The organism is Comamonas sp. FUJ_7 (assembly GCF_057369555.1).
On sequence record NZ_JBXXZI010000001.1, the window covers coordinates 245,124 to 268,458 of the forward strand.

General features: G+C 61.2%; 15 protein-coding genes. 8 read left to right on the top strand and 7 right to left on the bottom strand.

From position 1 onward, the window contains the following. Positions 1 to 10 precede the first annotated feature (10 nt). A complete protein-coding gene (locus AC2I9W_RS01185; RefSeq protein WP_486408257.1) occupies positions 11 to 3,772 on the top strand; it encodes a hypothetical protein in 3,762 nt (1,253 codons plus the stop codon). A 111-nt stretch (positions 3,773 to 3,883) separates the two neighbouring features. On the opposite strand, the gene AC2I9W_RS01190 is transcribed toward AC2I9W_RS01185, so the two are convergent. Both AC2I9W_RS01190 and AC2I9W_RS01195 read right to left on the bottom strand, forming a co-directional pair. Continuing rightward, positions 3,884 to 4,561, bottom strand: coding sequence for a glutathione S-transferase (locus AC2I9W_RS01190; protein ID WP_486408258.1), 678 nt, complete (start codon positions 4,559 to 4,561; stop codon positions 3,884 to 3,886). A gap of 177 nt (positions 4,562 to 4,738) precedes the next feature. Continuing rightward, positions 4,739 to 5,608 carry a LysR family transcriptional regulator gene (locus AC2I9W_RS01195; RefSeq protein ID WP_486408259.1) on the bottom strand — a complete coding sequence of 290 codons (870 nt, stop codon included), beginning with the start codon at positions 5,606 to 5,608 and terminating at the stop codon, positions 4,739 to 4,741. 108 nt (positions 5,609 to 5,716) lie between these two features. Here AC2I9W_RS01195 and bla point away from each other — a divergent pair, with 108 nt between their 5' ends. From bla to speG, 3 genes are all read left to right on the top strand, one after another. Further along, entirely contained in the window at positions 5,717 to 6,622 is a 906-nt protein-coding gene (bla, locus tag AC2I9W_RS01200) for a class A beta-lactamase (protein WP_486408260.1), read from the top strand. A 131-nt stretch (positions 6,623 to 6,753) separates the two neighbouring features. Continuing rightward, positions 6,754 to 8,175: a chloride channel protein gene (locus AC2I9W_RS01205; protein ID WP_486408261.1), complete on the top strand. Its 1,422-nt coding sequence runs from the start codon at positions 6,754 to 6,756 to the stop codon at positions 8,173 to 8,175. Between the two features lie 98 nt (positions 8,176 to 8,273). Continuing rightward, positions 8,274 to 8,807, top strand: coding sequence for a spermidine N1-acetyltransferase (speG, locus tag AC2I9W_RS01210; RefSeq protein WP_486408262.1), 534 nt, complete (start codon positions 8,274 to 8,276; stop codon positions 8,805 to 8,807). 107 nt (positions 8,808 to 8,914) lie between these two features. On the opposite strand, the gene AC2I9W_RS01215 is transcribed toward speG, so the two are convergent. The 3 genes from AC2I9W_RS01215 to argA all read right to left on the bottom strand — a co-directional run bounded on the left by AC2I9W_RS01215 (position 8,915) and on the right by argA (position 14,797). Continuing rightward, positions 8,915 to 11,308: an adenosylcobalamin-dependent ribonucleoside-diphosphate reductase gene (locus AC2I9W_RS01215; RefSeq protein WP_486408263.1), complete on the bottom strand. Its 2,394-nt coding sequence runs from the start codon at positions 11,306 to 11,308 to the stop codon at positions 8,915 to 8,917. Positions 11,309 to 11,430: 122 nt separating this feature from the next. Beyond that, positions 11,431 to 13,134, bottom strand: coding sequence for a phosphoethanolamine transferase (locus tag AC2I9W_RS01220; RefSeq protein WP_486408264.1), 1,704 nt, complete (start codon positions 13,132 to 13,134; stop codon positions 11,431 to 11,433). A 316-nt stretch (positions 13,135 to 13,450) separates the two neighbouring features. Beyond that, positions 13,451 to 14,797, bottom strand: coding sequence for an amino-acid N-acetyltransferase (gene argA / locus AC2I9W_RS01225; RefSeq protein WP_486408265.1), 1,347 nt, complete (start codon positions 14,795 to 14,797; stop codon positions 13,451 to 13,453). Between the two features lie 485 nt (positions 14,798 to 15,282). Between argA and AC2I9W_RS01230 the strand changes: the two genes are divergently transcribed. The 4 genes from AC2I9W_RS01230 to AC2I9W_RS01245 are packed head-to-tail and all read left to right on the top strand — an operon-like array spanning position 15,283 to position 20,053. Next, the gene (locus AC2I9W_RS01230) at positions 15,283 to 16,680 is read left to right on the top strand and encodes a TolC family protein (protein ID WP_486408266.1); all 1,398 of its coding nucleotides are present in this window, start codon (positions 15,283 to 15,285) and stop codon (positions 16,678 to 16,680) included. After that, on the top strand, positions 16,677 to 17,732 hold the full coding sequence (locus tag AC2I9W_RS01235; RefSeq protein ID WP_486408267.1) for an HlyD family secretion protein: 1,056 nt from the start codon (positions 16,677 to 16,679) through the stop codon (positions 17,730 to 17,732). Before AC2I9W_RS01230 ends, AC2I9W_RS01235 begins: the two co-directional genes overlap by 4 nt. Then, positions 17,729 to 18,913 carry an ABC transporter permease gene (locus tag AC2I9W_RS01240; RefSeq protein WP_486408268.1) on the top strand — a complete coding sequence of 395 codons (1,185 nt, stop codon included), beginning with the start codon at positions 17,729 to 17,731 and terminating at the stop codon, positions 18,911 to 18,913. Before AC2I9W_RS01235 ends, AC2I9W_RS01240 begins: the two co-directional genes overlap by 4 nt. Before the next feature lie 42 nt (positions 18,914 to 18,955). Next, the gene (locus AC2I9W_RS01245) at positions 18,956 to 20,053 is read left to right on the top strand and encodes an ABC transporter permease (RefSeq protein ID WP_486408690.1); all 1,098 of its coding nucleotides are present in this window, start codon (positions 18,956 to 18,958) and stop codon (positions 20,051 to 20,053) included. 58 nt (positions 20,054 to 20,111) lie between these two features. Here the strand turns inward: AC2I9W_RS01245 and AC2I9W_RS01250 are convergent, their stop codons facing one another. Then, the gene (locus AC2I9W_RS01250) at positions 20,112 to 21,308 is read right to left on the bottom strand and encodes an MFS transporter (RefSeq protein ID WP_486408269.1); all 1,197 of its coding nucleotides are present in this window, start codon (positions 21,306 to 21,308) and stop codon (positions 20,112 to 20,114) included. Between the two features lie 362 nt (positions 21,309 to 21,670). Further along, complete coding sequence (locus tag AC2I9W_RS01255) at positions 21,671 to 23,275, bottom strand: zinc ribbon domain-containing protein (protein WP_486408270.1); 1,605 nt, start codon at positions 23,273 to 23,275, stop codon at positions 21,671 to 21,673. Positions 23,276 to 23,335: the final 60 nt, after the last annotated feature.

The window sequence follows — 23,335 nt, forward strand, 5'->3', positions numbered from 1 at the left end:
GGTTCAGATCATGAAAATGAAATTGCTTGACTACACCATCATGAGTTTGATGGCTGGTTCGGCGGCAGGAGTCTGGGCCGCTGAAACCACGGCAGAGACCGTTGCTGGCAGCACTGCGCAGACAGTTGCTCCTAAAAAAGAAGCTGCTACCGCAGTCGTGGATCGCGCTGCAGCACAAAATGGCCAATGCGATGCAGATGGCCAGATGCTGTTCCGCCTTAAGTCCGAGAGCTACGACAAGCCCGTGACCCAGGGCAAGGACAAGCACTCCAGCTCGCAAGAGCTGGCCCCTGACCGCCGTGTCTCCCTGGGCCTCAAGGCTCCGGGCAAGGCCGATGTGCGTGGGCGCTTTTCCTTCTCGCTGCCCGATGGCGGCGTGGTCTGGGCGACCGAAGACCCGACACTGGGCCAGGCCGAGCTGACGGCTTCCGCTCCCACGCTGGTGCCGTTCGATATGGGTCGTATCACCAAGCCGGTCAACTTCTACGTGCGCAGCAACTATCCGGCCTTCATCGAGCGCATGGAACTGCTGGTCTACCGCAGCAGCGACACCGATCTGGTCAAGCCCGTGGCCATCGTGCCGCTCAAGGTCGGTGCCGTCGTGTCGACGGAGTGGGATGGTCAGCTGTCCAGCGACTACCGCTACCGAGTGGGTGACGAACTCATCTATGTCGTGCGGGCCTATGGTAAGGCTAAGGAAGACGGCAGCAACGTCCCGTTTGACGAAACCTACCCCAGCAAATTCCAGCTCGTCACCCCGCAGGACGAACAGCGTGCCAACACGCTGCTGCGTGACAACCTGGAAAAATCCATGAACGGTTCGCTGTCCGTGCAGCAAGCGCTCAAGCAAAGCCTGATCAACAGCGCCTTTGCCGGCAATGGTCTGCGCCTGCAGAACATCCCGTTCTATGGCTCCAGAGTCCGTGTTCAGGGCCGCAACATCCCCGAAGGCACGACCCTGAACATCAACGGCCAGAGCTACCCCGTGGATCTGGAAGGCAAGTTTGTTGCCGAATACATGATGCCCGTGGGCCAGCATGAGTTCGACGTGGCCGTGGGCGGCCGAGGCGGCAAGGTCGAGCGCAAGCTGGGCGTCCATGTTTCCGGCGAATACTTCTTTGGCGTGGCCCTGGCCGACGTCACCTTGCAGGGCAACCGCATCAGCGGCTCGCACGAGGGGTTTGTGCAAGAGGGCAGAGACAAAGACCTGCTCACCGATGCGCGTCTGGCCTTCTACCTAAAGTCCAAGCTTCAATCGAAATACCTGATCACCGCCCAGGCGGACACCACCGAGCGTCCCATAGGCAGCCTCTTCAACGGCTTTACCGACACCTATGCGCGTGACGTCTTCCGCCGTCTCGACCCCGATCAGTACTACCTGACCTACGGTGATGACTCCACCACCACGCGGGATGTAGACACCCAAGGCCGCATGTACCTGCGTGCCGATTGGGACAAAAACCAGGCCCTGTGGGGCAACTACGCCACCGGCCTCACAGGCACCGAGTTTGCGCAGTACCAGCGTTCGCTGTACGGTGCTGCCGCGAATCTGCGCAGCAACGAGACCACCAAACTGGGAGAGGCCAAGTCGCAGTTGCGCGTGTTTGCTTCCGACAGCAATACCGCTCATGGTCATACCGAGCTGCTGGGCACGGGCGGTAGCCTCTACTACCTGCGCCATACCGACATCCTGCCCGGCTCGGACATCGTCATGCTGGAAGTGCGTGACCGTGCCACGGGGCGCACCATCAGCACCCAGCAACTGGTGCGCGGTGCGGACTATGAGGTGGACTCCTACCAGGGGCGCATCATCACGCGCCGTCCGCTGGCCCAGATTGCCAGTGAAAGTGCAAATACCATCACCCGTGATGCGCCGCTTTCCGGCTACGAGCAGCGCCTGCTGGTGGACTACGAATACGCTCCCAGTGATCTGCGCAAGAACATGACCGTGGGTGGCCGCGGCAAGCAGTGGATTGGCGAGCATGTGGCCGTGGGCGGCACCTACGTCGATGAGCAAAACGAAGGCGACGACTACAAGCTCAAGAGTGTGGACCTGACGCTGCAGGCAGGGCGCGGCACTTATCTGAAGGTGGAGCGCAGCCAGAGCGAATCGACCAGCGTGCCGGTGTTCTTCTCGGACAATGGCGGCTTGAGCTTTACGCGACTCAATCCTCCTGCGGCGCGCAAGGGCGATGCCACTGCGGTCGAGGCCCGCGTCAATCTGCAGGAGCAGGGCATCACCGACAGCGCTTGGAGCGCCGGCGCCTGGTGGCGCAAGGTCGATGCCGGTTTATCTACCGCGCGCACCGACTATCTGGGCCAGGACGTTACCGAATACGGCACCGAGCTGCTGGGCGAGCTGAGCCCCGATATGACCCTCTACACCAAGCACAGCCGTGCCGAGCGCGGTGGCGAGTCATTGACGCAAACCCAGTTGACCACCGAATGGCGCATGGATGACAAGCGCGCTTTGACCGCTGAAGTGCGCCGCATCGATGAAGACCGCTACAGCGGCCAGGGCATTGGCACATTGGCGGCACTCAAGTATAGCCAGCGCATCAGTCCCTCTCTGGAGCTGTACGGGATTGGCCAGGCCACGCTGGACAACGACGGCGGCAAGTACCGCAACAACGATGCGGTGACGGCTGGCGCACGTTATCTGTTTGGCAACCAGTCCTCGGTTAGTGGCGAAGCGACACATGGCAGCCGTGGCAATGCGCTGACTATGTCGGGCGAGTACAAGCTGACGCCCGAGCACAGCTTCTACGGTGCCTATACGGTCTCTACAGACACGACGCAGTACGACAGCCTGTTCAACAACGGCAAGCGCCCCGGACTCACGCTGGGTCAGCGCTGGCGTCTGAGCCAGCGCACCAATATCTTCAACGAAAGCCAGTACCTGAAGGACCCGCGCACTGGCTCTGGCCTGGCCCATACCTTTGGTATGGATTTCTATCCGGGTCAGAACTGGCGTCTGGGCTACACGCTGCAGCATGGCGACCTGACGGCTACCACCGGCAATGTCAGCCGCGATGCCATCAGCCTTTATGGCGGTCGCACCAATGTGCGCACCAACTGGAGCAGCAAGGTCGAGTGGCGCCGCGACTCGGGCTCGGAAAACCGCACGCAATGGGTGCTGACCAACTACCTGACCCACAAGGTCGACAACAGCTGGCGCATCGCAGGCAAGCTCAACTACTCCGAAACCAAGGATAAGAACCATGCCGAAGCCGGTGCCAAGCTGGTGGAAAGCAGCCTGGGCTTCGCCTACCGCCCCTGGGACAGCTCGCGCTGGGGCGTGTTTGGCCGCTACACCTATCTGTATGACATGAGCTCGCTGGGCCAGGTCGGCTGGGATGGCACGGCCAGTACCTCGGCTGCCTACTATGACCAGCAGTCGCATGTGGTGTCGCTGGAAGGCGTGTACCGCTGGAATCACAAGTGGGAGTCGGCCCTGAAACTGGCCCACCGTGAAGGCAAGGCCCGCTTTGGTCGCGGCACAGGCCAGTGGTTTGACTCTGCCACCACGTTTGCCGCCGTTCAGGCGCGCTACGAAGTCATGAACCAGTGGCATGCGCTGGCCGAATATCGCTGGCTGGGCGTCAAGGACGGTGGTGACAAGAACGGCTGGCTGGTTGGCGTAGACCGTGACATCACCAAGAACCTGCGCCTGGGCGTGGGCTACAACTTCACCGACTTCAAGGGCGACCTGACCAAGGTGGACGATTACCGTGCCAAGGGCTGGTTTATCAATATGGTGGGCTACTACTGATCGCAGTCAGTGCCTTCAAAAAGAAAGCCCTGGCAGTGCAAGCTGTCGGGGCTTTTTTCATGCTCAAAACAGCCTGTAACGCTTATCTGTAAAGCGCTGACAGCTATGAAATTATTGGCTCTCGTCGCTTTCGCTGACAAACGTCGGGCCGGTAGCTCCAGGCACCCAGCCCGGATAGGTTTCCATGACTTCGGCAAACAGGGCAGAGTCAATCCAGCGCTGCAGCCAGTCCTGCAGATGGGGCCAGGGCTGCTCGTTCCACTGGGCTTCATCAATGCGGGCGTACTGGCGCACAAAGGGGCGCAGTGCCATATCGGCCAGGCTGGGGTTCAGGCCGAACAGGTAGCCGGTTTCTTCGAGCTGGTCGTTGAGTTCGGATAGCCAGGTCAGCGCATCGGCTTGGGCCTGATTCACGGCCTCGGCTTCATGGCGCTCGGGGTATTTGCAGCGGTCGAGTGCCTGCTTGAAGAAGCTGTCATTGCGCTCGATCAGAGCAAGCATCTCTTCCAGGCTGCCTTGTGTGGGCTGCAGCCAGCCATCGGGGTCGTTGCTGCGCAGCGCATGCAGCATAACTTCCAGGCTCTGGTCGATCACTTTGCCGTCCTGCAGCACCAGCACCGGCACCGTGCCCTTGGGCGATGCATCCAGCAGTGCCTGGGGCTTGTTGCGCAGATTGATCTCGCGCAGCTCGCAGGCCAGGCCCGCATGCGCCAGCGCCAGACGGGCGCGAATCGCGTAAGGGCAGCGACGGAAGGAATACAGAACGGGCAAGGTGGTTGCAGCGGTCAAGGCAGGGCAGTGAAAAAAGAAAAACAACAGCGCCTGAAAGTGCGGCGCCGACGGGATTACTACTGTAACTGCAGCAGCGAAGCCATGCGGTGTGATGAGGCTTAGTGCGGATGCTCTATTTGTAAATTTGATAGCTGCTTGCGCAATACTAGAAAGGGTTTGAAGTCGATTTAACTGCTATTGCGCATCCGCCTGCATCGCGCTCAGCAGCCATTGGCGAAAGATCTGCAAGGCTTCGCTGTCGTTGCGTGATTTCAGGTGGGTCAGCCAGTAGGCCCCTGTATCCACCTCATGCGCAAATGGGCGCAGCAGTCGCCCCTGCTGCAGCATGTGGCCGAACATGCGCGTGGGCAGCAGGGCCACGCCTGCGCCCTGGGCGGCGGCTTCGGCCAGCGTCAACGATGAATCAAACATGGCGCCGCTGGCCAGGGGCGTGGGCTGGCTCAGGCCTGCAAACCAGCCTTCCCATTCCTGCGTGCGGTAAGAGCGCAGCAGCGTGTGGCGGGCCAGGTCAGCAGGCTCGCGCAGTTGCGCCGCCAATGCGGGCGCGCACATGGGCGAGAGCGGGGCGCGCAGCAGCATCTGCGCCTCTGTGCCATGCCAGGCACCGTCGCCAAAGCGTATGGCGGCATCCAGCCCTTCGCCCGCCAGATCCACGCGGTTGTTGTGCGTCAGCAGCCGCAGGTCGATATGACTGTGCAGTTGCTGAAACTGGCTCAGGCGTGGAATCAGCCAACCAATCGCAAACGTGCCCACTACACCTACGGTCAGAATCTCGCGCGCACGCGGCGCGGCGACTTGCTGCAGTGACTGGGCAATGCGCTCAAAGCTTTGCGACACCGCAGGCCACAGGGCCTGGCCCTCGTCGGTCAGGGCCAGCCCGCGCGGCAGGCGGCGAAACAGCGGCTTGCCCAGCCGGTCTTCCAGATTGCGAATGTGCTGGCTGACGGCGGCCTGGGTGACATGCAGCTCCTCGGCCGCACGCGTCAGGCTCAGATGGCGCGCTGCGGCGTCGAACATACGCAGTGCATTGAGGGGGAGCTGCATGGCTATGTATAAGTTTATCTAATGAGTGATGGCAATTATTGTCGCTGGTGGCTCGTTGAATTCATTCGTAGACTGCTTTTTATTGCACATCAACATCAAGAGGAACTTATGCAAAGACGCCGCCTGCTGACAACTGCCGCCACACTGGGGCTGGGCACCTGGGGCATGTCGGGCTGCGCCATGGACGGCACAAAGCACATGCACGCCACCATGCTGCCCACGCGTGAACTGGCCAAGCTGGAAGCCATGTCTGGCGGGCGCCTTGGCCTGTTTGTGCGCGACACGGCCACGGGGCAGCAGGCGGGTTGGCGCAGTCAGGAACGCTTTCCCCTATGCAGCACCTTCAAGACTTTGCTGGCAGCCCATGCACTCAATGAAGTGCAGCGTGGACGCTTGCCGCTGGATCGCACATTTCAGTACCGTAAAGCCGATCTGGTGCCTTGGTCGCCGATTACCGAAAAGCATGCGGATACCGATGCAGGCATGACGCTGCAGCAATTGTGCGAAGCGGCTGTGGTGGTCAGCGACAACACGGCCGCCAATCTTCTGCTCAAGGCTACGGGTGGCCCAGAAGGGCTGACGGCTTGGCTGCGCCTGATGGGAGATCACCAGACCCGACTGGACCGCTTTGAGCCTGAACTCAATACGGCTGTGAAAGGCGATGAGCGCGACACGACCACGCCTGCTGCCATGCTGGTCAGTCTGCAAAAGCTGCTGGTAGGCACTGTGCTGCCAGAGGCAGAGCGCAATCTGCTGCTTCAATGGTTGATGGCCAGCCGCACAGGCGACAAGCGCCTGAGGGCAGGGATGCCTGCAGACTGGAAAGCGGGCGGCAAGACCGGCAGCGGCGAGAACGGCACGGCCAATGACACGCTGATCGTCTGGCCAACGCCTAAAGCCAAGCCGCTGCTGGTGACGGCTTATTTCACCGGCAGCCAGCTGGATGCGGCGGAGCGCGACGCCGTGCTGGCGCAGGCGGGAGATGCGGTCAAGCGCTGGTATCTGGCGCTTTGAAATGTGTTTGGAACCTCTTCAGCACAGGTGGCTGTGTGCTGGGTTTGGCCGGATGTGGTAATTGCATATGTGAATGTTTCGAATGCGGCGCAGAATGGGTTGGTTGACCGCCAGCCCTTACTACCCTTCTCATGCAGCAAGAGCCCGATTTTTTCCATAACCTCAACGAAGAAATGCGCGACGGTCAGCGATGGCTCGAGCGTACGGTAGTGCTGGCCTATGCGGCAGCAGCAGGTCTTAGTGTGGTGGCCTTTACGCTGTTAGCCGATGCAGCATTTGAGTTTTTCGAGAGCATCTACCAAGGCGTTCACGGCTGGCTGGTGCTGATCTGGATGCCCGCGATCACAGCCGCTGCAGTCTGGGCCACGCGCAAATGGGCTCCCGGTGCTGCAGGCTCAGGCATTCCCCAGGTGATAGCCACGCTGGAGCCATCGGTCGATGCCAGCTTGCGCAGCCGCTTTGTGTCTTTGTGGCTGTCATTGGCCAAAATCATCTTGTCCAGCGCCGGTTTTCTGGCGGGCCTTTCGATAGGGCGTGAAGGACCTTCTGTGCAGGTCGCTGCGGGTGTCATGCATTCGGCGCGGCGCTGGCTAGGGCCGAAATCCGTCATCAACAGCCACGCCTTGCTGGTGGCAGGTGGTGCCGCAGGTATTGCCGCGGCTTTCAACGCGCCATTGGCGGGTGTGGTGTTTGCGATTGAGGAGCTGTCGCGCAAACTGGAGTCGCGCTCCAGTGGCCTCATCATCGCGGCCATTGTGCTGGCGGGCCTGATGGGGGTTTCCGTCTTCGGCAATCTCAGCTACTTTGGCCGTATTCGTGTGGCTGAGCTCAGCTGGCGAGACTTGCTGCCCTGTCTGACGGTGGCACTGACCTGTGGCGTGCTGGGCGGACTGTTTGCCAAGCTGATGACCATGTCGCTGACCTCTTCGACCGAGAGGCTCAACAAGCTCAAGTCACGCTTTCCCATTCGCTTTGCAGCAGGGCTGGCCTTGCTGATTGCGGTCATCGGCGTTGTCACCGGCGGGGCTACCTTCGGAGCGGGCTCTGAGGCGGTCAAGCACATGTTGCAAGGCGAGGCCGATGTGCCCGAGTTCTATGTCACGCTCAAGTTCATTGCCACTTGGCTGTCTGCCTGGGTGGGCGTGCCCGGCGGTATTTTTGCGCCATCGCTGTCGATTGGCGCCGGCGTAGGCAACAACGTGGCCAGCATTGCCGGCACAACAGATATCGCACCAGCCCTGATTGCCATGGGCATGGCGGCTTTTCTGGCGGCAGTGACCCAGGCACCGCTGACGGCTTTCATCATCGTCATGGAAATGGTCGATGGACATTCGCTGGTGCTGAGTCTGATGGCCTCGGCCATGATTGCCAGCATGGTCTCGCGCATGATTGCGCGGCCACTGTATGAGTCGCTGGCTTTGCACATGCTCCATGTCGCCCGGGGAGCGCTGCCCAAGGAGCCTGAGAGCAGCCCGGCGCATGAGGGGGCCGCCGAGGGCACGGCTGCTGAAGGAAAAGCGGCGATTGATACGGTATCAGGCAAGCACAGGTAGGTGCTGCCATCAGAGAAGTGCTCTGGTGATGAAGAGCTTTTTGCATTGAGCTGTCGCGCAGTCGCTGCATGATGAGGGCATTTTTTCAAGGAAAAGTTATGAATGAGGTGCTGCAACTGCGCCCGCTAGAGCGCGATGATCTGAGGTTCGTCCACTCTCTTAACAACAACGCCAGCGTCATGCGCTACTGGTTTGAAGAGCCGTTCGAGACCTTCGATGAGCTCAGCAGTCTGTACGAGCAGCATGTCCACGACCAGAGCGAGCGGCGCTTTGTAGTGGCAGACGGGCTGGTAAGAGTAGGACTGGTGGAGCTGGTGGAGATCAATCTGATTCACCGGCGCGCCGAAATTCAAATCATCATTGACCCTGGCTTTCAGGGGCGGGGCTTGGCTTCCACAGCCATGCTAATGGCACTGGACTATGGCTTCAAGGTGCTGAACCTGTACAAGGTGTATCTGTACGTGGACAAGAGCAATGACAAGGCCGTCCACATTTACCACAAGCTGGGTTTTACTCCTGAAGGCGAATTGGTGGATGAATTCTTTGCCAACGGGGCATATCGCACCGCATTGCGCATGTACATGCTGCAGTCGCAGTATCTGAAGATGAATGCGGTGCCTCCCGCCGCTTGAGACTCTGACCGTGCCGTGCCGTGCCGTGCCGTGCCGAGCGGTCAGGTCTGTGGGCTGACGGGAAGTGATGAAGTGATTAAGTGATGGCTTAAGACTAAGACCTTGTCCTATCCACACGCACCCACATGGCCGCAGGCCGTGCAGAAGTTACAGCCGTCCTTGCGGATCATGGCGTGCGCGCCGCACTCCGGGCACTTCTTTCCGCTGACATGGCCGTTGAGCGGCATGTGAACCTCGGCAGGAGAAGCCGGCGACGCACTGGTGCTCGGTGCGGGCTGCGGCAGGCCCCGGTTGGCGATGATGCTTTGAATCGCATAGGCCAGCAGGGCGACTTCGCTGTCATGCCACAGCGGGATGCGGCTGCCGTCTTCGCGCGCCATGCTGCCGTAGCGTATGGGGCCGCGGTCCCAGGCAACTTTGCGCAAGTCGGCCAGCGCCTTGTCCAGAAAGCCGCCGCGTGCGGCCAGACTCAGGCTGCGCATGGTGGCGGTGATCCACTGCTGGCTCTCGCCCGTCTGGCCCACGGGCATAAAGAATTCGATGGGGCGCTCCACTCCATCCACGATCATGAAGCTCACCACCAGATACAGCCGCCTTGCGCCGTCGTGGGTGAAGTATTCGATCTTGTCCACCACAGCGTTGAGCGGGCCTTCGGGGCGGCGCTCAATCACGGTTTCAAGTCCTGAATGCATAGCTGCTAGCGCTTTGTCAGCCTGCGTTTGAGCCTGATTTTGCGTAGATTCCACCGACAGCACAGCGCCCAGCGTGTCGTTGGGGCGATAGGTGGCGCAGCCCTTCAGACCTGCTTCCCAGCATTCCATATAGAGCTTCTTGAAATCCTCAAACGGATAGTCGACCGGGATGTTGACGGTCTTGGAGATCGAGGTGTCGATATACGGCTGCACGCAGCGCATCATGGCCACATGCTCGCTGGCGCTCATCTCCAACGCGCTGACGAAATAGTCGGGCAGCGGCGCATCGTCGCCATGCAAAGCTTTGTAGAGGCGATACGCATGGTCTTGCACGGTGTAGAACTGCTCGCCGCCGTCTGCCGTGCGCTTTTTACGCGTGTAAGTCCAAGAGAAAGCAGGCTCGATGCCGTTCGATGCATTGTCGGCAAAGGCCAGCGACACGGTGCCCGTGGGCGCAATCGACAGCAGATGGCTGCTGCGCAGGCCATGCTTTTTGATGGCGGCGCGCAAGTCCTTGGGCAGGCGCTTGGCAAAGCCGCTTTGCAGATACTGCTTGGCCTTGAATAGCGGGAAAGCCCCTTTTTCCTGCGCCAGCTCGACCGAGGCGGCATAGGCTGCGTCGCGCATAGTGCGGGCGATGGTTTCAGCCTGCTTCAGACCTTCATCGCTGGCGTAGCGCAGGCCCAGCAGGATCAAAGTGTCGCCCAACCCGGTAAAACCAACGCCGATGCGGCGCTTTTGGCGGGCCTCATTTTGCTGCTCGGGCAGTGGCCAGACGGTGGCATCCAGCACATTGTCCAGCATGCGCACCTGAACGGCGACGGCGGCACGAAAGGCCTCCAGATCGAAGAAAGCCTGGGGCGTAAACGGCTCACGCACAAAGCGCGTGAGGATGATCGGCCCCAGGTCGCAGCAGCCGTAGGGCGGCAGTGGCTGCTCACCGCAGGGGTTGGTGGCGGCAATCTGCTCGGCGTACCAGAGGTTGTTGTCGGCGTTGATGTTGTCGAGAAACAGAATGCCGGGCTCGGCAAAGTCATAGGCCGACTGCATGATGCTGTCCCACAGCGCGCGAGCAGCTAGGGTTTGATAGACCCACAGCCCATCTTCGCGGCGATGGGCGCCGGCCTGAATCTGGGCATCGCTGGGGCTGGCGATATGCACCAGATCCCAGTCGGCATCGTCTTTAACGGCCTGCATGAAAGCGCTGCTCACACCCACCGAGACATTGAAGTTGTTCCAGCGGCCCTTTTGCCGCTTGGCGGTGATGAACTCCAGCACATCGGGGTGATCGATGCGCAGCACACCCATCTGGGCGCCGCGCCGCGCACCGGCTGATTCCACCGTGGTGCACGATGCATCAAACACATCGATGAAGGAGCAGGGCCCCGAGGCGTGCGAATTCGTGCCTCGCACCAGCGCGCCGCGTGGGCGCAGGTTGGAGAAGTCGTAGCCAACCCCACCGCCTCGCCGCATGGTCTCGGCCGCTTGCGACAGCGCGGTGTAGATGCCGGGGTTGCCCTGGGCGTCAAAGCCATTGGTAGCGTCGGCTACGGGCTGCACAAAGCAGTTGATCAGCGTGGCCTTGGTATCCAGCCCGGCGGCGGCCATGATGCGCCCCGCACCAATCGCGCCGCGCTGCAGATTGTGCAGAAACTGCTGCTGCCAGTGTGCTTGCAGTTCAGGCTTTTCAACGGCGGCCAGCGCCTTGGCGACGCGCTCAAACAGGTCTTGATCGGACTGCTCGCCAGCGGCCAGGTATTTCTCGGCCAAGACGTCCTGGCTGATGGCTTGGGGAGAGAGATGGGTCATGGCATGCCTCATACAACGTTCATATGGGCTTTGTAGCGCAGATGAGAGTTGGGTGCAGTGATACAGCGCAACCTTGGGCCGGCTTTCTGGAGATCAAAGCTAGCCCTAGCCTTGGGGCTATCTCACTGTGTGAATGATTTCACAGGCATTGGCAGGCGTGGCTCTTCCCATTGATAGGCTTGGCTTAAGACATTGCGCTCCAGGGACTGATTGCTCCAGCGGATATCGAGCAGGTCAGCCACAGTCCAGGCCGCCCAGTCTGAACGGAATGGCCTTTCCGAGATGTCCTCGGGCAGTTTGTCCGAAGGCGTCGCCCGCCAAATGATTGCGGGAATTCGGTAACCGGCTTCGGTGTTTTTGCTGTGCCCTGCATGATTGCGCTCATGCCCGACCTCTTGACCATGATCGGAAAGATACATCCAGGCCACCTTGCCTTTGCCTGAGGCGACCGATTGTGTGAGGTGCAGCATTTCCGCCACCACATGGTCGTGATAGAGCAGCGCAGCATCATATTCTTGGCGTTGCTGGCGCACCCACAAGGGCGAGCCCTTGTGCTTTAGCGATGCATCGATCGCATCAACTTCATCATCGAAAGGGTTTTGGCCCTTGGGGTAGCGCAGGCTGTAATGGGGATGGGCGCCCAACATGTGAACCACAATGAATTTGCGCTCGGAAGGTGCGTCAAGAGCTGTTTTCAGCTCATCCAGCATTTCTCCATCCAGAGACACCGTGGAGCGTCCGGGAGTGCGGTTCACGATCTGCACCGTGTCTGCAAGCCTAGCGTGCTGCTGTTCGATCCCTACATCGTCGTGGTTGCTGATCCACCAGGTCTTGTAGCCCGATGCTCGCGCAAGCGCGAGCAGGTGATGGGACTCAGGCGAGTCCGGGGCTCCGAAGCCAAATAAGTTGCGCACTGCAGGCAAGGTGCTGGCATCTACAGACCACGCATTGCGCAGCACGGTCATCTGAGGCCCTGAAGCCCTCTGATGCGCTTGAAGCCGGGGTGTTGTCTGCCTTTCATAGCCATAGAGCGACAGGTTGTCCCGGTTAATGCTCTCGCTGAGGACCAGCACGACGGTGGATGGCCCTGCATCCTCGAGCAGAGGATTGGCCTGAATGGCATGCTCCAGCAGTCTTGCACGTTCCTCTTGCTGATCACCCAGACTGGCCTTCAGAGCCTGAGTCGAGTGCGCCCATTGCGTCCAGAAAATGACAGGGTGCAGCCTGCGCCAAGGTTTGCTGGAATAGGCCAGCGCACATACAAGGGCAACGATGAGAGACAGCACCGCAAGCCTGCGGCTCTTGTGCATGGCACTCAAGGCGACTCGCCCCGTGAGGTGCCACACCAGCAAAGCGAGCAGGCTCAGGCCGCCCAGGATCAGCATGACACTGCGCCAGTGCATCAGTAGATATTCGGAGCTCTCTCGCCAGTTGGTGTTGGCTATTGCGCCTATCACCATCGATCCTTCCGGTGCCGACTGGTACAGGTCCATCAAATAGGCGCGGATGGAGCCGTCCAAGGCGAAGAGCATGACCCAGAAAAAAGCCAGCACACGCCTGGCCTTTTGCCAGACGGGACTGCGCACAGTCCAGGCAAGCCAGATGAACACCGGCAGCATGAGGGTTAGCAGTTGTGCAACGCGTTTACCGTCGTGTCCCAGAACGATAAAAAACAGGGCAATGAAGGCGAGGGTAGACAGCGCAGGCCAGGCAATGCTCTTGCCAGGCGACGCAGAAAAGTCAATGGAGGTAGGTGTGGGGGTCAAGACACTGCACTCAGAAAGATCCATCACTGCAGCAAAATGCTGGTCAAGTGCTGGAGACATGAATGCTCCAGGCTTTGAAGACGTTTGCTGCGTCAAATGCCCTCGCTTTTCGAGCTGCTCATCTGGATGGGGCAGGCGAATACTTCCGCAAAGTTATGTGTCTTTGGGCTGAAGTTGAAGCTGGCGGCGTGAGCCTAGCACTCTTTGCTTGATCTGAGGACAACACCGCGAGCAATTTGAGAGGGTAAAGCTGGTGACTGGCAGAGCTCGATCAGTGTTGCTCACCTCAAGCATTTGTGGAGATCATTCATCTCAAAAAATAGCTGCAACCGCTTGACTGATAAGCGCTGCAGCTATTTTGATGGATCAGGCGGAATTACAGCTTCTTGACCAGCACCTGGCTCTTGCGGCTGGTGTTGTATTTGGCTTTCTTGGCTTCGGGTAGCCAGTCGGGCGATACAGGCTGAAAGCCGCGTTTGATGAACCAATGCATGGTGCGCGTGGTCAGCACAAACATGGTCTCGCAGCCCAGGGCACGGGCGCGTTGTTCGATGCGCTTGAGCAGTTTTTCGCCGTCGCCCGTGCCTTGGCTCTTGGGCGAGACGGTGACGGCCGCCATTTCGGCGGTCTTGGCTTCGAGATAGGGGTGCAGGGCCGCGCAGCCGAAGATCACGCCGTCGTGCTCAATCACGGTGTAGCTGGAGATATCGCGCTCGATTTCGGTGCGGTCGCGCTTGACCAGGGTGCCGTCGCGCTCGAAGGGTTCGATCAGCTGGATGATGCCGCCCACGTCATCGATCGTGGCCTCGCGCAGCTCTTCGAGCTTTTCGTCGATGACCATGGTGCCTATGCCGTCGTGCACATAGATCTCCAGCAGCAGCGCGCCGTCGGTGGAAAACGGCAGGATGTGGCTGCGCTCCACGCCATGCTCGCAGGCGCGCACGCAGTGCTGCAGGTAAAAGCCCACGTCGGTGGGCACCTGGGCGGGCGGCAACTGGGCCAGCAAGCGGCGCGCAGCGTCCAGTGGCAGCTCGGTGTCTATGGGGTTGTTTTCGTCGGCGGGAGCATCCGGATCCATGCGGATGCCGGGCACTTCAGTGAGGAACAGCAGCTTGTCGGCCTTGAGCTCGATGGCCACGCGGGTCGCGACTTCTTCCATGCTCAGATTGAAGGCTTCGCCCGTGGGCGAAAAACCAAAGGGCGAGACCAGCACCATGGCTTCGGAGTCAAGCGCACTGCGAATGCCTTCTACGTCCACTTTGCGGACCTGGCCCGAGTGCATGAAGTCCACGCCGTCCACAATGCCTACGGGTCGGGCCGTGAGGAAGTTGCCCGAGATCACGCGCACGCGTGCGCCAGCCATGGGTGTGTTGGGCAGGCCCTGGCTGAAGGCCGCTTCGATCTCGTAACGCAGCTGGCCGGCGGCCTCCTGGGCGCAGTCCAGGGCGACAGAGTCCGTCACGCGCATGCCGTTGTAGTAGCACGGCTCCTGGCCCTTGAGGCGCAGCTGCTCGTTGACCTGGGGGCGAAAGCCGTGCACCAGCACGATTTGCACACCCATGGCCTGAATCATGGCGAGGTCCTGCACGATGGAGCCGAGCTTGCCGGCTTCAATGGCTTCACCGGTCAGGCCCACCACAAAGGTCTGGTGTCGGAACTTGTGGATGTAGGGGGCCACAGACCGGAACCAGGGGACAAAGGTGAAATTGAAAACGGTGGACATGGCGTTGCGCGAAAACCTCGAAGTAGTGGGAAAAAAGGCCCGCGTTCCAAAGCTCAGGAAGACGCAGGCCAGTGGCGCAAAGTGTAGCGGCTACTTGCGCTGCTCAGCCGCTTGGAGAAAGGATTAATGCACGCAGATCGCGCAGTATGTGGTGCAGATGTTGCGATGCTTTCAAAAAAATAGCTGCAAGCGCTTGATAAACAGGTCTTTCAAATCAAAATATATTTGAAATCATTATTCGGCAGCCGCAACATGCTTCTTAATTGATAGCAATATGGAAGATCACCGCTCTGGCATGCAGCGCCACCGCAGGGCGTGGATATGATTCTGGCAGTACGGGGGCAAGAACAGAGCCGGGCGAGTTGCTGCTGACAGATGGCGCCATCTCGCCTTACCCATGGTTTTTCACTTTTTTCGATGATTCACGAGGCTGTTGCCATTTCTTTATGTATATCCGCTGCTTTCCCCTGACCTTGAGTTTGCTGATGACTGGCTCGGTGCTGTCTGCGCAGGCACAGACGCAGACGCAGAAGGCTGCAGCGGCCCAGCTCATGAGCTTTGAGCAAGCCCGCGCCGCGCTGATGGAACGCTCCGAGCAACTGGCTGCATCGGGCAAGGCGATAGAAAGTGCCCGTTTGCGCCGCGAGGGTATGGAGGGACTGGGCGGGCCGTCGGTGGCGGTCACCGGCATGGGTTACCGCTATTCGGCCAATGTCGATCTGGACCTGGACCCCGCCAAGCGGGCGCTGGGCAGTGGAGTTTCCTATTTGCCGCCGCAGCTTGGCGGTGCGGTGGCACAGCTACCCAGCTTGCCTGCCAACTACGATTTGCAGCGCAAGAACAATGTGGCATCGGCCAGCCTGTCTGCCGTTTGGCCGGTTTACATGGGCGGCTTGGGCGATGCGGTGCGCGGCGAGCTCGATGCCATGACGGATGAGGCCGTGGCCGATGCGGCCAGCAGCGCCGATCAGCTCAATACGCTGCTGGTGCAGCGCTACTTCACGGCGCAACTGGCCGAGCGGGCCGCAGCTTTACGCCGCCGTGCTCTGGAAGGCGTGCGGGCCCATGACGATGCGGCCCAGCGCATGCTCAAGGCCGGCGTCATTGCCCAGGTGGAGCGTCTGCAGGCCAGCGCTGCGCTGGCAGATGCCCAGCAGCAGTCCCTCAAAGCCGATGACGAAGCAAGGCTGGCCCGCAGTGCACTGCAGCGCACCGTGCATGCGGTGGGGGGCGTGCGCCCCAGCTCACCTCTGTTTGTCAGCAGCGAAGCTTTGCCGCCGCTGCTGCAGTTTCAGGATGCCGCCCAAGCCCATCATCCGGGCTTAAGCAAGGTGGCGGCCAAGCGCCGCCAGGCCGAGTCGCTGCACGATGCCAGTCAGGCGCTGCGCAAGCCCCAGGTGCTGGCCTTTGGCATGCGCGAGGTCAATACCTCGGGCAAGCCCAGCTGGGTGGCCGGTGTGGCTGTGCGCTGGACGCTGTGGGACAGCATTGACCGCGACAAGCTCTCGGCCGCAGGTCAGCGCAAGGTGGAGCAAGCCGAGCTGACCGATGCCCAGGTGCGTTCCGACATCGCGCTGCTGGTCGAGAAAAACTGGCTGGCCGTGGAGCAGTCTCGCACCCAGTACCTTGCAGGGCAGGCGCAGGAAAATCTGGCGCGCGAGCTGCTCAGGCTGCGCCAGGCCGGACTCAAGGAAGGTGCCAGCACGGCGCTGGACCTGATTGATGCCCAGCTCAATCTGGCCAAGGTGCAGACCGAACGCGCAGCGACCGCCAATCAGTATGTACAAGCCCTGGCCGCCTTGCTGGAGAGCACCGGGCAAAGCGATGAGTTCAGCCGCTATATGGCCCGCTCCGATATCCAGATCACCACAGACGCTCCATGAATACCCCCGCACCTCATCAGACCCCAACCCCTTCACCTGCACCTCAAGCCAATGCGAAAGCCAAGAGGCTGCCCGTGGTGGGCGCTTTGGTGGCAGTTGCCGTACTGATCTTTATTGTTTGGGGCTTTTGGCGCGCATCCCAGCCCCCAGCACCGTATTTTCAGGGGCAGATGGAGGCGCGTGAGTCCGATATCGCTCCCAAGGTCACGGCGCGCATCTCCAAGGTACATGTGACCGAAGGCCAGATCATCCAACCCGGTGATTTGCTGGTGGAAATGGACAGCCCAGAGGTACAGGCCAAGCTGGTCCAGGCGCAGGCTGCGCGTGATGCGGCCCAGGCGGTTGCCGACAAGGCCAGCAACGGTGCCCGACCCGAGGAAGTGCAGATGGCACGCCTGAGCTGGCAGCGTGCCCAGGCGGCGGCCGATCTGGCCAAGACCTCGTATGACCGCGTGCAAAGCCTGTTCAATCAGGGCCTGGTTTCTGCCCAGAAGCGTGACGAGGCTTATACCAACTGGCGTGCATCGGACGCCCAGGCGCGTGCCGCCAAGGCGCAGGCCGATATGGCCGCCAGCGGTGCACGCAGCGAAGACAAGAGCGCTGCCGCAGCGCAAGCCCGTCAGGTCGATGGCGTCGTGGCCGAAGTCAAGGCCGCCGAGGCCGAGACTCAGTTGCGCAGCCCCGTCGGCGGCGAGGTGGCCAATGTGCTGGCCAAGCAAGGCGAGCTGTCACCGCAGGGCGTTGCAGTGGTCACCGTGGTGGATCTGAAGAACCAGTGGGTGGTGCTCAATGTGCGTGAAGATCAGTTGCAGCGCTTTGCGATGAAGAGCCGCTTCCAGGGACGCTTGCCCGCACTTGACAATCGCGAGGCCGAGTTCGAGGTGTACTTCCTCGGCGTGCTGCCGGACTTTGCGACATGGCGTACCACGCGTGGCAGCCAGGGCTTTGATGCCCGCACGTTTGAAGTGAAAGCCAGACCGGTGCAGCCCATTGATGGCGCGCGCCCGGGCATGAGCGTGATTGTCGAAAGCTTTGGCGGGGCGGGCGCGTGAGCGTTTTTGCCGCCAGCCTGCGCCGCGAATGGGCAAGGCTCAGGGCCAGCCCCTGGGATATGGCCATGGTCAGCTGGGTGCCCTTGCTGGCGCTGGCCTTGATGTGCTGGATTTTTTCGGCAGGTCAGCCCTACCGTTTGCCGATTGCAGTCTGGAACGAAGACCATTCCGCAATTTCGCGCCAGCTGGTGCGCATGCTGAAGGCCACGCCAGGGCTGGAGGTGCGTCAGACGGTGCTCAACCGCGGCGAAGCCGCCGACGCTCTGCAGCGCATGGATGTCTATGGCGTGGTGCATATCCCGCCCGATCTGGAAACCCATGTGAAGCAAGGCCGTGGCGGCGCAGTGACCTTGCTGCACAACGCGCAACTGGCCACAGCTTCAAGCTTGCTGCAGCGGGACTTGAAGCAGGTGGTGGGCACCTTGTCTGCCGGTGTGGAGATGCAGGCCGCCGCCAAGCGTGGATCGCCCCATCAGGCGCTGCAGGTGCAGATGGAGCCGATCAAGACCCAGTTGCTGGCGCTGTTCAATGTCTCCACCAATTACGAGCAATTTCTGGCCGCAACCTTGGTGCCAGCCTTGATTCATATTCTGGCGATGACGGCAGGCGCCTGGGCCGTGGGGCGTGAGCTGCGAGATCGCACGCTGGGGCAGTGGCTGAGCCCGGCGGGAGAGTACACCGGCTTTTTTGATGCGGCAGCGGCCCTGGTGGGCAAGCTGCTGCTGCCCGCCGTTTTTCTGTGGGGCTGTGGCATGGCAGCGCTTTTGTATCTGGCGCAACTGCGGGGCTGGGCCGTGGCGGGCAGCATGGCCTGGATTGCGGTGGGGCTGGCTGCGCTGGTGGTGCTGAGCCTGGCCGCAGGCGCGGCGCTGGCGGCCATCACGCTGTCGCTGCGCACGGCGCTGTCTGGCGCGGGGCTGTTGTCGGCTCCGGCGTTTGCCTTCAGTGGCGTGGGTTTTCCGCTGCTGGCCATGACGGACAGCGCACGCGGCTGGGCCTTGTCCATGCCTTACACGCATTACGCCAGACTGCAGCTGGAGCAGTGGCAGATGGGCGCGCCCGTGGCACAAAGCTTGCCCGTGGTATGTGGCCTGCTGCTGGCCACCCTGGTGCTGCTGGCCGTGTCCAGCATGGGTTTGCTGCGCGGCCTCAAGCGGCCTGAGAAGTGGGGAGGGCGCTGAGTCATGACACCCTCATCTGCAGCCAGCTTCTGGCGTTTGTGGATGGCCAGTCTGGCCGGCATATTGCGTGACAAGGGGGCGGTACTGCTGCTGTTTGGCGCACCCGTGCTTTATGGTTTTTTTTACCCCTGGTTCTATAGCCAGGAAGTGGTGCAGCGTGTGCCTGTGGCGGTGGTGGTGCAGGACAACTCCAGCCTTGCGCGGCAGATGCTGCGCTTTGCCCAGGCCAGCCCGCGCATCGATCCGCAACTGGTCACAGCCGATGAAGGCGAGGCGCGTGCAGCGGTGCTGCGCGGGGAGGTCATGGGCTATGCGCTGCTGCCCAGAGATCTCAAGCGCGATGTAATCCGGCGCTCGAACGTGGTCGTTCCCGTTTATGCCAATGGCGCTTATCCGCTGGTCAGCAAACAGGTGCAATACGGTTTTGCCGAAGCCTTTGGCACGGTGTCGGCGGGTGTGGAGATCAAACGCTTGCAAGCGGGTGGGCAAAGCGCCCCGCAGGCCGCCATCAGCCGCTCTCCGGTCAATGTACAAGCGGTGGCTTTGTTCAACCCGACCGAAGGCTATGGGAGCTTTGTGGTGGCGGCCGTGGCCGTGCTGATCCTGCAGCAGACGTTGCTCATGGGCAGCGCCATGCTGGTGGGAACCTGGCGCGAGCAAAGTCAGCACCGTGTCGGCTCGCGGCAATGGCTGGCGCGCATGCTGGCGCTGTGCGTGCCCGGCTGGCTGGCGGGGCTGCTTTATTTTGGCTGGATCTTCATCTGGCAGGATTTTCCGCATGGCGGCAACCCATTGGGCGCCCTGGCAATGCTGGCCTGCTTTGTGCCTGCGGTAGTGGGCTGCGCCTGCTTGCTGGGCTGGTGGCTGGCAGAACGGGAAAGGGCCTTGCAGGTCGTGCTTTTTACCTCGATTCCGCTGGCATTCCTGGGCGGCTTTACCTGGCCTGTGGAGGCCTTGCCCGAGCCGCTGCAGTGGCTGCGCTGGATCTCGCCCAGCACAGCGGGCATACAGGCTTCGCTGCGCTTTAACCAGCTGGGTGCGCCCTTGGCGGCAGGCTTGCCGCATCTGGCGTGGCTGGCCTGCATGGGACTAAGCACCTGGCTGGCCGTGCTGTGGCTGGGCCGGCGCAGGGCTGAATAGGAAATAAAGGCCTAATTGGCCTTGAGCCCTTGCCCATCCTGCGCTCGCAGCTACGGTTTTATTTAGCGTGAGATGGGCTGTTGCGCGCTTGCAGGCCTAGCAAGATCAACACGCTGGCCACCAGCGGCAGCATGCCGATGTTGATGCCGTTCCAGCCCGCGCTGTGCAGCAACTGGCCCGAGCCAAAAGAGGCCACGGCCACGGTGCCAAACACCAGAAAGTCATTGAGCGCCTGTACCTTGGCGCGCTCCGAGGGGCGATAGCACTCGGTCAGCAGCGCCGTTGCGCCGATAAAGCCGAAGTTCCAGCCTACGCCCAGCAGGATCAGAGAGCCCCAGAAGTGGAAGATGTCCAGGCCCATCAAGGCCAGGGCACCGGCCGCGCCAATCATGATCAGACCCAGGGCTGTGATGGGGCGCTTGCCAAAGCGGGCAATCAGCTTGCCGGTAAAAAAGCTGGGCACAAACATGGCCAGCACATGCCACTGAATGCCCATGGCGGCCTCGCCCACGCTGTGTCCGCAGCCCACCATAGCCATGGGCGCAGCGGTCATCAAAAACGCCATCAAACCATAGCTGACCACACCGGCTGCGCAGGCCACGATGAATTGCGGCGTGCGGGCGATTTCGCCCAGTCGTCGTGCATCACCGGCCGCTGCGCTCTTGGCCTGGGGCGGCGGCAGGCGCAGCCCTATCAGCAGCGGCAGCGCCAGCAGTGCCAGCACGGCCTGGCTGTAGAAACTGCCCGCAAACGGTGTGGCGGGAAGGGCATCGCGTGTCCATATCACCACCTGCGGGCCGATGATGGCAGCAATCAACCCGCCAATCATGACGCGTGAAATCGCCTTGGCCTGCTCGTCGCTGGGCACCATGTCGGTGGCGGCAAAGCGGTAGCTCTGCACGCAGGCCGCATAAAAACCTGCCAGCGCCGTGCCGATGCAGAAGGTGATGAAGTTGCCATGCGCAATGCCTTGCGCAGCGACCACGCCGGAGATCACGCCCAGTATCGCGCCCAGCACATAGGCGGCACGGCTGCCCATGCGGTTCATGATCCAGGCGGCGGGCAGCGTGGAAAGCGCCAGCCCCAGCTGGTAGATGCTCACAGGCAAGGTGGATGCGGTGGGGTTGGTGGACAACTGCTGCCCGACCAGGCCGCCCAGCGAGATGATGATGGGCGGCGACGCTCCGCCCAGCGACTGGGCCGCCACCAGCAGACCCATATTGCGACGTTGTTGTGTGTGGTTGTCGGGTGTCATAAATCTCAAGATCGGTATGTCTGCCCACGGGCAGACCACATCTTGCTGCATTCACATTGAGACTGCATTAAAAGCCGCTTGGGCTCAAACCACCGCAGAACCTGGAAACGGCAGCAGAAGCCTCGTATCGACAGGGCGAGACAAACCTAACAGTGCATGCAGCGTGGGGGAACGCGGGTTCAGTCGGCTGTGTTGCGCGCGGCAGCGGCAAAAGGCTGCACAGGTGCCGCGAAGTACAGGGGAAGTGCAGGCAAAGCTCAAGCTAGGGAGATCTGAGCGGTGATGAAAAAAGGGGCAGACGCCCCTTTTTGTCATGATTTTGGCCTTAGCCCATATGGGTAAAGCGGTGACTGCTCTCTTTTTTATTTGAGCTTGTGGCCACATTCACCGCAGAACATGTCGGAGGTGGAAACCTCTGCCTTGCAGGAAGGGCAGTGAGGGGTAACGGCTTCTGCTTCTGCTTTGCGCTGCGCTTGGGCCGCATCGGCTTCGGCCTTGAGGCGCTCAGCTTCGGCAGCTTGCGCTGCTGCACGTTCCTCGGCCGCTTTTTGAGCAGCGGCTTGCTCTGCTGCAGCTGCTTGGGCTTCGGCGCGAAGGCGTTCCTCTTCGGCTGCCTGCGCCGCTTCTGCTTGCGCCTTCTGGCGAGCAGCCTCGGCCTCGGCACGTACGCGAGCCACTTCGGCTTCGGTGCGCTGGCGTGCAGCTTCCTCCTCTGCCGCCTGGCGCGCCAGAGCCTGGGCCTGCTGTGCGGCATCCGCATCTGCATCCGACTTGACGGAGTGCTGTTGAGTGCTCTCGGAGGCCGCAGCCATGCCCGCCGCCGTAGCGGCTACAGCGGCAGAGCCTGCGCTGTGGGTGGGGGCAGCGCTTGTGTTTTCGGATGCAGGTGACGCGTCTTTGGCCGTGGCTTCTTGCAGACGCTGGGAGGCCGCCTGCTTGGCACGCTCTGCAGCGGCCATGGTGCGCTCTGCGGCTGCCATGGTCTGGGCCTTGGCTTCCTCGGCCTTCTTGCGCACATCGCCAATCAGGCTGTCGAGCGCATCTTCGGCATCGTCCGGGTTCACGCTCTCGCGGGCCTGCAGGTAGATCAGGTTCATACCCATGATGGCCACCTGGGCCAGCAGGGCGCCAATCACGCAGTACAGCACGCCAAGGCCTGCAAAAATGCCAGTGCTAGAGCCGTTGCTCATCATGCCCATAGGGCTGAAGCCACCGCCGTAGCCACGGCCGTAGTAGCCGCCGCCCATGAACATGCCGGCCATGGCGTTGATGTCGCCAGTGATGCTCAGCGCAAGACTGGTCAGGTAAGCGGTGGCGGGCACCAAGCCGGCAAACAGCATGATGCTGATCAGGCCCAGAATGACGTAGAGCACGACTTCCATCAGCACGACTTCCAGCAGCCGCTGGCGGGCAATGCTCAGCACATTGGCCAAAGTGGCCTTGACGGACAGGCCGCTCCACAGCGCAGGCCCCATCAGCGGGCCGATGACCCAGATTAGGGTAATCAGCAGGGCAGCAGCCACCAGTACCAAAATGGGGTGGGCCACAAAGGCCAGAATGCCGCCGATGAAGGGAATCTTGCAGACAAAGTAGATGACGGCAGCGAGCAGGCTATAGGCCAGGGTGGCGACAAAAATCACCAAGCCGACGAGCAAGAATTTGGGCAGGCACAGCAGGCCTGCTGACGCAGCAGCAGAGAACGAGCGCACGGGCTCGTTTCTGGCCTTGTCCATGAGCATGATGCCGACTCCGGATGAGCCCGCCAGCAAAGCGACCATGGCCGCCAGCATGCCGATGAGGTACAAGAAGATGCCAGCTTTGACTGCCAGCCAGGTGCTGAAGACCACAAGGGCTCCCGTCACCAGCAACGTCAGAAAGCCCAATAGCAAAGGCCTCCATTGCGTCAGCCCTTCGGCGGCTCTGGCGAGGGTGGCAAAACGAATCTCTCCCAGGGATTGCTTGTTCATTGTTTGTCCTGTCAGGTGGATGGCGTGGCGGCTGGCAAGCCAGCTTGCTGGCCTTGGCGT

What these genes read in the sequence shown, in the direction of transcription:
- speG (WP_486408262.1), top strand. Translation starts at nt 8,274, where the DNA reads ATGAATGAGGTGCTGCAACTGCGCCCGCTAGAGCGCGATGATCTGAGG.
- AC2I9W_RS01215 (WP_486408263.1), bottom strand. Translation starts at nt 11,308, where the DNA reads ATGACCCATCTCTCTCCCCAAGCCATCAGCCAGGACGTCTTGGCCGAG.
- AC2I9W_RS01235 (WP_486408267.1), top strand. Translation starts at nt 16,677, where the DNA reads ATGAATACCCCCGCACCTCATCAGACCCCAACCCCTTCACCTGCACCT.
- AC2I9W_RS01230 (WP_486408266.1), top strand. Translation starts at nt 15,283, where the DNA reads ATGACTGGCTCGGTGCTGTCTGCGCAGGCACAGACGCAGACGCAGAAG.
- AC2I9W_RS01245 (WP_486408690.1), top strand. Translation starts at nt 18,956, where the DNA reads ATGGCCAGTCTGGCCGGCATATTGCGTGACAAGGGGGCGGTACTGCTG.
- AC2I9W_RS01205 (WP_486408261.1), top strand. Translation starts at nt 6,754, where the DNA reads ATGCAGCAAGAGCCCGATTTTTTCCATAACCTCAACGAAGAAATGCGC.
- argA (WP_486408265.1), bottom strand. Translation starts at nt 14,797, where the DNA reads ATGTCCACCGTTTTCAATTTCACCTTTGTCCCCTGGTTCCGGTCTGTG.
- AC2I9W_RS01255 (WP_486408270.1), bottom strand. Translation starts at nt 23,275, where the DNA reads ATGAACAAGCAATCCCTGGGAGAGATTCGTTTTGCCACCCTCGCCAGA.
- AC2I9W_RS01220 (WP_486408264.1), bottom strand. Translation starts at nt 13,134, where the DNA reads ATGTCTCCAGCACTTGACCAGCATTTTGCTGCAGTGATGGATCTTTCT.
- AC2I9W_RS01185 (WP_486408257.1), top strand. Translation starts at nt 11, where the DNA reads ATGAAAATGAAATTGCTTGACTACACCATCATGAGTTTGATGGCTGGT.
- AC2I9W_RS01195 (WP_486408259.1), bottom strand. Translation starts at nt 5,608, where the DNA reads ATGCAGCTCCCCCTCAATGCACTGCGTATGTTCGACGCCGCAGCGCGC.
- bla (WP_486408260.1), top strand. Translation starts at nt 5,717, where the DNA reads ATGCAAAGACGCCGCCTGCTGACAACTGCCGCCACACTGGGGCTGGGC.
- AC2I9W_RS01250 (WP_486408269.1), bottom strand. Translation starts at nt 21,308, where the DNA reads ATGACACCCGACAACCACACACAACAACGTCGCAATATGGGTCTGCTG.